The sequence below is a fragment of the Martelella sp. genome, assembly GCF_984369615.1.
The window spans coordinates 1-6,647 of sequence record NZ_CFHTCS010000249.1 but is presented as its reverse complement, the minus strand read 5'-3'; the positions used below and the strand labels follow the sequence as shown (position 1 = coordinate 6,647).

Below are 6,647 nucleotides of genomic sequence, written 5' to 3'. Positions count from 1 at the left end.
TTAGCCGATCGGCTTCATTGCGCCCGTGAGCGGGATTTCCGGATGGTCATTGTTCTCGACGATCTCGAGAACCGGCTTGTCGCCGTCCATGTGCCACTGGCCGCCGACCAGCGGCGTCTTGGCGACATTGGGAACCGGCCCCTTGGAGAAATCGATCGGGCCGACGATGGAATTGTAATTGGTCGCCGCGATCGCTCTTGCGATCGAATCCGGATCGGAAATGTCCTCGGTGCGCTTCAGCGAATCGACCACGACCTCGAACAAAGCGTGCTTGAAGCCGAGCGGCATGGTCCAGGGATTGCCGGTCGCCTCCTCATAGGCCTTGGCAAGCTCGGCCGATGACTGGCCGGTGAAGCCGGAGGAGAAGGGATGATAGGGCGACCACCAGACCTCCACCGAAAGACCGTCCGCACGCTGGCCGAGACCGGCAACGGCCTGCGGGAACTCGGTGGCCTTCGCCACATTGACGACCTTCGGGGCAAAGCCCTGCTGGGCAGCCTGGGTCCAGAAACTGGTGAAGTCCGGCGGCACGACAACGCCGGTGACGATTTCGACGCCGGCATTCTTGAAGGCGGAAATCTGCGCCGAGAAATCGTCGGAACCGGACTGGAAGCGGCCGGGATCGACAAGCGAATAGCCGCGCTTTTCCATGACCGGCGGGAAGCCCACCGTCTTGTCGCTCCAGCCGTTGCCGTCCGGATCGTTCGGCCACAGCGCGCCGACGACCTTGTTGGTCGGCACCTCGTCCCACATGTTGATGAAGGTCGAGATCACGTCCTCAAGCCCCCAGAAGAAGTGGTAGGTGTATTGGAAGCCGGTCTTTGGATCGCCTTGCCGGCCGAAGAAATGCGGCTGCCAGGGCGTGTCATTGGTCACGCACGGCACGCCGTTGAGTTCGGCCTGGTCGGCCACCGGGTTGGTGGTGTCGGGCGTGGAGGCGGCGCAGAGAATGTCCACCCGGTCGCCGAAGATGAGGTCCTGGGCAACCGACGAGGCGCGGTTCGAGCTCGACTGGCTGTCCTTGACGATGATCTCGACGGGGTGCTTGGTGCCGTTGATCATCAGCCCGTCGGCAAGCCCCCTGGAGAACTGCTCGATCGTGAAGCGATCCGGCTCGGCAAAGATTGCGAGCGGCCCGGTTTCCGGCGAAACGAAGCCGATCCTGATCGTCTTCGGCGCCGCGATCGCCGGCATGGCGAGTCCGCCGGTTGCGGCCAGCGTTCCGGCCACGCCCGTGGTCTTGATGAATGTCCTGCGCGTGATGAATTTTCTGGACATGGGGTTTCCTCCTCCTGAACGTCCGATCCTGCATGAACCCGCTTTTCGGCACGGCTTCGCCCATCCCGCGCGCGCCGGGCGCGCGCGGATCAATCGAAACCGGCTCGGAAATGGTGTTCCTTCAAATGCGGCCGGCGACCTCCCGCTCGCCGGCGCGCTTGTTTCTCGGGCGGACTGCTCCCGGTCGCCCGGAGGCTCCGGCCTGTGCTTGTCCGCGCTGTCCCGGCAAGGCCGGGTCCGTCCCCTCAGGCTGCTGTTTCGCCTGCCCCCCGTTCGGGGAATTTCTTCATCGTGTTCTCGATGCCGCGCAGCGTGTTCGTCACGTCTGCCCAGAGATTGGGCCCGCTCTGGATCGCAACCGCGCCGATCACATTGTCCTGCCGCACCCAGATCTGCGCCGGCTCGAAATTGAGCGCCGGGGCATCCGGTTCGCTGCTTGCGCGCGTCACATAGAGCCCGAAGGCTTCGGCAATCGCCGCGACATCCAGAGAATGGGCGAGCGGCAGGCGAATGAGCTGCATCTCCTCCTTCAGCCGCTCCGTCTCGGCCCGTCCGTCGGCCGATGCGGCGATCAGGCGAATGCCGCGAATGGCGAAATCGCCGATCCGGTCGTCAAGCTCCTTCAGCGCGTTGCGCGTCCACTTGCAGTGGCGGCCGCGGTGAAAGGCGATGAATGTGCCGCCCTCCGGTGCGTCCACCGCAAGATCAAACAGGCCGTGCGAGACGGTCTCGCACCGCAATGAGGGAGCCTCGATACCCGGAACAAGCCGCGCGACCATGGCCGGGCCTCACGCGGAAAGCTTCATCTCCGCAAGCCGCGCCTCGATCTCGGGAACGGTGCGGAAAATGTGGTCGGCGGTCAGTTTCTCGGCGCGTGCCGCGTCGCGGGCGATCACCGCCTCGAAGATCGCCTGGTGTTCGCCGCGCACGTCCCGCGGTATGCACCGTTTCTGCGCGAAAGAGATCTGCAGATAGCGGACCGAATGGCTGTAAAGCATGGACCGGCAGTTCAGGAGCCAGACATTGGTGCAGGCCGCCGTCATCGCGTCATGAAAGGCGCGGTTGCGCTTTTCCCAGTCACCGACCAGTTCATCCTCACGCCCCACGGCTTCGGTCTCGAGCTTTGCCAGGCGGTGATGGGCGGCGACGAAGGCGCTTTCCCAGTCGTCATCACCCGTCTCGATCGAATGGCGCACCGCGCGGGCCTCGAGCAGCGCGCGCATCTCGACGATCGACTTGAAATCCTCGATCGAGATCGTCGCGGCGCGAAAGCCGCGCTGCCCCTCGGTGGTCACCAGGTTCTCGGCCAGAAGCCGCGACAGCGCCTCTCGAACGGTCGACGAGCCGACCCCGAAGGTCGCGCGCAGATCCTCCACCCGCATCCGGCTTTCCGGCGGGATTTCACCGCACAGGATCGCCCGGCGCAGCGCCTCATAGACGAGTTCGATCGTCGTCCGGCTGCCCGATGTGGCGCTGATTTCCTCGACCTTCTTCAGATGCGTCACGACCTCTCCAATCCATGCGGCATGCTTGTCTTCCTCAATGATTAACATATCGACGATCAAAAACAACGATAAAATTATAAAATCTCGTTTTTTAAGGTTGGTTACTCAAAAATATCGTTTTTCTGTTTGACAAACGAGATTGCCGGGCGCAGTCTCCGATCATCGGTTTCGACTGCGGGAGGAGAGATGACCGAGAGCAACGCCACGAAGGAACACGCGGTCCGTATCGCCGGCCGCACAAGGGTCTTTTCCTGCAGGGACGGCGAGCCGGTTCTGTTGTCCATCGAACGGGCGACATCGTCGCATGAACATCCGCCCGTCAGGATCGGCTGCCGTCGCGGCGGCTGCGGCGCCTGCCGGGTTCGGGTGATCTCCGGAAGCTACGAAACCCTGAAAATGAGCCGTTATCACGTCTCCGAGCAGGAACAGGAGGAAGGCTATGCCCTCTCCTGCCGGCTCATTGCCCGGAGCGATCTCGTGATTGAACCCGCCTATCGTGCGCCGCGCGCGCCGGAGGAGACGCGAAACGAGAGACAACGGGAAGAAGTCTGAGAACAGGTAAGGAGGAACGCCAAAATGTCTCAGGAAGGTCTGCTGCGCCCGGGCATCGCCCAGTTGCGCGTTCTCGACATGGACGAGTCGATCACCCACTATGTGGACCGGCTCGGCCTCGAACTCGTCAGCAAGGAAGCCGACGGCCGCGTCTACCTGAAGGGGTATGACGAATTCCATCGCCATTCGGTGGTGCTGCGCGAGGCCGATCGCGCTGGAATCGACTATTTCGCCTTCAAGGCCGACAGCCAGGACAGCGTCGACAATTTCCGCCGCCGCATCGAGGACTGGGGCCTGGCGGTGGACGACGTGCCTGCCGGCGAACAGCCCGGCGTCGGTCCGCGCATCGGCTTCACCATCCCCTCCGGTCACCGCATCGAGCTCTTTGCCGACATGGAGCTCTCCGACAACGGCCCGGATACCCGCAACCCCTACACCTGGAAGACCGAGCCGCGCGGCATGCGCGCCCAGCGCATGGACCATTGCCTGCTCTACGGTCCGAATATCGACCAGGTCGAGGAATTCTTCACCAAGGTGCTCGACTTCCACCTGCCCGAGCGCGTCGACCTGCCCGACGGCACGCTGGCGATCTGGATGACGGTGTCGAACAAGGCGCATGACATTGCCTTCGTCAAGCATGACGAACCCGGCAAGCTGCATCACCTGGCCTTCTTCCTCGAAGACTGGAACGCGATCGGCAACGCGGCCGACATCATGACGCGTTATGACATGAGCCGCGACCTCGGCCCGACCCGTCACGGCATCACCCGCGGCCAGACGATCTATTTCTTCGATCCGTCCGGCAACCGCAACGAGGTCTTCTCCGGCGGCTACACCGCCTACAAGGATCACCCGACCCGCGTCTGGGATCACAACAATGTCGGTCGCGGCATCTTCTACTACGAGCGCCAGCTCAATGAAGCCTTCCTGTCGGTCGTAACCTGATGGAGGTCACCCGCACCTCGCTGCGGCTGACCGCCGCCGCCGCCCACAAGGCTGTGGGCGCGGCGGTGGAAAAGGCCATCGAACTCGGCGTCGCGGTCAATGCCTGCGTCGTCGATGCCGGCGGCAATCCCCTCGCCTTCCTAAGGGGTGACGGCGCATTCCTGCCGTCCGGCAAGATCGCCCGCGACAAGGCCTATACGGCGGCGGGATTCAATGCGGCGACGGGCGCCTTCTACGAAGCGCTTGCGGGGGAGCCGGCGGTTCTTGCCGGCATCACCGGCCAGCCGGGCGTTGCCGCCTTTCCCGGCGGCCTGCCGATCCGGGCGGACGGCGAACTCATCGGCGGCATCGGCGTTTCCGGCGCCTCGGCCGATGAGGACGAGATTTGCGCCCGGGCCGGGCTTCAGGCAATCGGCCTCTGGGAGCAATAGAAAACACTAAAGGCTTGAAAAGCATAAAGGATCACGATCGTGCTCAAGATCAACCTGCGCGAGGCAATGCACTTCATCGACGGCGAATATACCGTGGGCAGCTCCGGCAAGACCTTCGACAACGTCTCGCCGGTGACCGGGCGCAAGATCGGAATCGTGCATGAGGGATTGAGACCGGAAGTGGATGCCGCCGTTTCCGCCGCCCGCGCCGCGCTTTCCGGCCCCTGGGGCTATCTGCCGCTCGCGGAGCGCGCCGCCCTGCTCCACGCTGTCGCCGACGGCATCACCAGGCGTTTCGATGATTTTCTCGAGGCCGAAATCCTCGACACCGGCAAGCCGAAAAGCCTTGCCTCCCATGTCGACATTCCGCGCGGCGCGGCCAATTTCAAGATCTTCGCGGACCTTGTGAAAAACGTGCCGACCGAGAGCTTCATGCTGGATACGCCCGATGGCGCCGGCGCGCTGAACTACGGCGTGCGCAAGCCCAAGGGCGTCGTCGCCGTGATCTCGCCCTGGAACCTGCCGCTTCTTCTGATGACCTGGAAGGTCGGCCCGGCGCTGGCGAGCGGCAACACGGTCGTCGTCAAGCCGTCCGAGGAAACGCCGCTGACGGCGACGCTCCTCGGCGAGGTGATGAACGAGGCCGGCATTCCGAAGGGCGTCTTCAATGTCGTCCACGGCTTCGGGCCGGATTCGGCCGGCGCCTATCTCACCGAGCATCCGGGCGTCGACGCCATCACCTTTACCGGCGAGACCCGCACCGGCGAAGTCATCATGCGCTCGGCCGCCAAGGGCCTGCGCCAGGTCTCGATGGAATGCGGCGGCAAGAATGCCGGCATCGTCTTCGCCGACTGCGACATGGACAAGGCGATCGAGGGAACCATGCGTTCGGTCTTCGCCAATTGCGGCCAGGTCTGTCTCGGGACCGAGCGCCTCTATGTCGAGCGGACGATCTTCGACGCGTTCGTCGCGCGGCTGAAAAAAGAGGCCGAGGGCCTGAGGCTCGGCGCGCCCGACGAGGCCGGCACCAGTCTCGGGCCGCTGATCTCGCAGGGACACCGCGAAAAGGTGCTCTCCTATTTCGACCTTGCAAAGAAGGACGGCGCGACGGTCGTCACCGGCGGCGGCGTGCCCGACATGGACGAGGAGCTTGCCGGCGGCGCATGGGTCGAGCCGACCATCTTCACCGGCCTGCCGGAAAGCGCCCGCATCGTCCGCGAGGAAGTCTTCGGCCCGGTCTGCCATATCGCGCCCTTCGATACCGAAGAGGAGGCGATCCGCCTTGCCAATGACACCGAATACGGGCTGGCCAGTGCCGTCTGGACGGAGAACCTGACGCGCGCCCATCGCGTCGCGCGCCGGATCGAGGCAGGCATCGTCTGGGTCAATTCCTGGTTCCTGCGCGATCTGAGGACCGCCTTCGGCGGTTCCAAACAGTCGGGCATCGGCCGCGAGGGCGGCGTTCACGGCCTCGAATTCTACTCGGAGCTGACGAATGTCTGCATCAAACTCTAGGACAACATCATGAGCAGCGAAGAAAACATTCAACAGGCCGCCGATCGCCTCTGGCAGGCCTGGCAGGCGGGCGAGACAACCGCACCGATCCGCGACCTCCTCGACGAGGGCGACGTGGCGGCGGCCTATGCCGTGCAGGAAATCAACACCAGGCGCTGGCTGGGCGGCGAGGAGCGCCAGCTCTCCGGCCGCAAGATCGGCCTGACCTCGAAGGCAGTGCAGAAGCAGCTCGGCGTCGGCCAACCCGATTACGGCATGCTGTTTGCCGACATGGAGGTGATGGACGGCGAGGAAATCGCCTTCGCGCGCGTCATGCAGCCGAAGGTCGAGGCCGAGATCGCCTATGTGATCGCGGCGCCTCTGACCGGCGGCTTCATCACCATGGTCGATCTGATGGCCTCCATCGGTTACGTCGTACCGG

Annotated in this window: 8 protein-coding genes; 5 read left to right on the top strand and 3 right to left on the bottom strand. The window is 64.0% G+C overall.

The genetic code is table 11. The features are described 5' to 3' along the window. From AC5DC2_RS17160 to AC5DC2_RS17150, 3 genes are all read right to left on the bottom strand, one after another. Positions 1 to 1,278 (bottom strand): ABC transporter substrate-binding protein, encoded by a 1,278-nt coding sequence (locus AC5DC2_RS17160; RefSeq protein WP_491699353.1) that lies wholly within the window; start codon positions 1,276 to 1,278, stop codon positions 1 to 3. A gap of 245 nt (positions 1,279 to 1,523) precedes the next feature. Next, entirely contained in the window at positions 1,524 to 2,057 is a 534-nt protein-coding gene (locus AC5DC2_RS17155) for a redoxin domain-containing protein (RefSeq protein WP_491699352.1), read from the bottom strand. A gap of 9 nt (positions 2,058 to 2,066) precedes the next feature. Next, positions 2,067 to 2,783 carry a GntR family transcriptional regulator gene (locus tag AC5DC2_RS17150; RefSeq protein ID WP_161633052.1) on the bottom strand — a complete coding sequence of 239 codons (717 nt, stop codon included), beginning with the start codon at positions 2,781 to 2,783 and terminating at the stop codon, positions 2,067 to 2,069. 186 nt (positions 2,784 to 2,969) lie between these two features. Between AC5DC2_RS17150 and AC5DC2_RS17145 the strand changes: the two genes are divergently transcribed. The 5 genes from AC5DC2_RS17145 to AC5DC2_RS17125 form a co-directional block, all read left to right on the top strand. Then, on the top strand, positions 2,970 to 3,335 hold the full coding sequence (locus AC5DC2_RS17145) for a 2Fe-2S iron-sulfur cluster-binding protein (RefSeq protein ID WP_491699351.1): 366 nt from the start codon (positions 2,970 to 2,972) through the stop codon (positions 3,333 to 3,335). 24 nt (positions 3,336 to 3,359) lie between these two features. After that, positions 3,360 to 4,280: a catechol 2,3-dioxygenase gene (locus AC5DC2_RS17140; RefSeq protein ID WP_491699350.1), complete on the top strand. Its 921-nt coding sequence runs from the start codon at positions 3,360 to 3,362 to the stop codon at positions 4,278 to 4,280. After that, entirely contained in the window at positions 4,280 to 4,711 is a 432-nt protein-coding gene (locus tag AC5DC2_RS17135; RefSeq protein ID WP_491699349.1) for a GlcG/HbpS family heme-binding protein, read from the top strand. The genes AC5DC2_RS17140 and AC5DC2_RS17135 overlap by 1 nt, the downstream gene beginning before the upstream one ends. A gap of 39 nt (positions 4,712 to 4,750) precedes the next feature. Beyond that, positions 4,751 to 6,226 (top strand): 2-hydroxymuconic semialdehyde dehydrogenase, encoded by a 1,476-nt coding sequence (locus tag AC5DC2_RS17130; protein ID WP_491699348.1) that lies wholly within the window; start codon positions 4,751 to 4,753, stop codon positions 6,224 to 6,226. A 9-nt stretch (positions 6,227 to 6,235) separates the two neighbouring features. Further along, positions 6,236 to 6,647 (top strand): 2-keto-4-pentenoate hydratase (locus AC5DC2_RS17125; RefSeq protein ID WP_491699347.1); only part of this gene is annotated, 412 nt, incomplete at its 3' end.

Coding starts and splice junctions, on each gene's coding strand:
- AC5DC2_RS17160 (WP_491699353.1), bottom strand. CDS start 1,278: ATGTCCAGAAAATTCATCACGCGCAGGACATTCATCAAGACCACGGGC.
- AC5DC2_RS17155 (WP_491699352.1), bottom strand. CDS start 2,057: ATGGTCGCGCGGCTTGTTCCGGGTATCGAGGCTCCCTCATTGCGGTGC.
- AC5DC2_RS17145 (WP_491699351.1), top strand. CDS start 2,970: ATGACCGAGAGCAACGCCACGAAGGAACACGCGGTCCGTATCGCCGGC.
- AC5DC2_RS17140 (WP_491699350.1), top strand. CDS start 3,360: ATGTCTCAGGAAGGTCTGCTGCGCCCGGGCATCGCCCAGTTGCGCGTT.
- AC5DC2_RS17135 (WP_491699349.1), top strand. CDS start 4,280: ATGGAGGTCACCCGCACCTCGCTGCGGCTGACCGCCGCCGCCGCCCAC.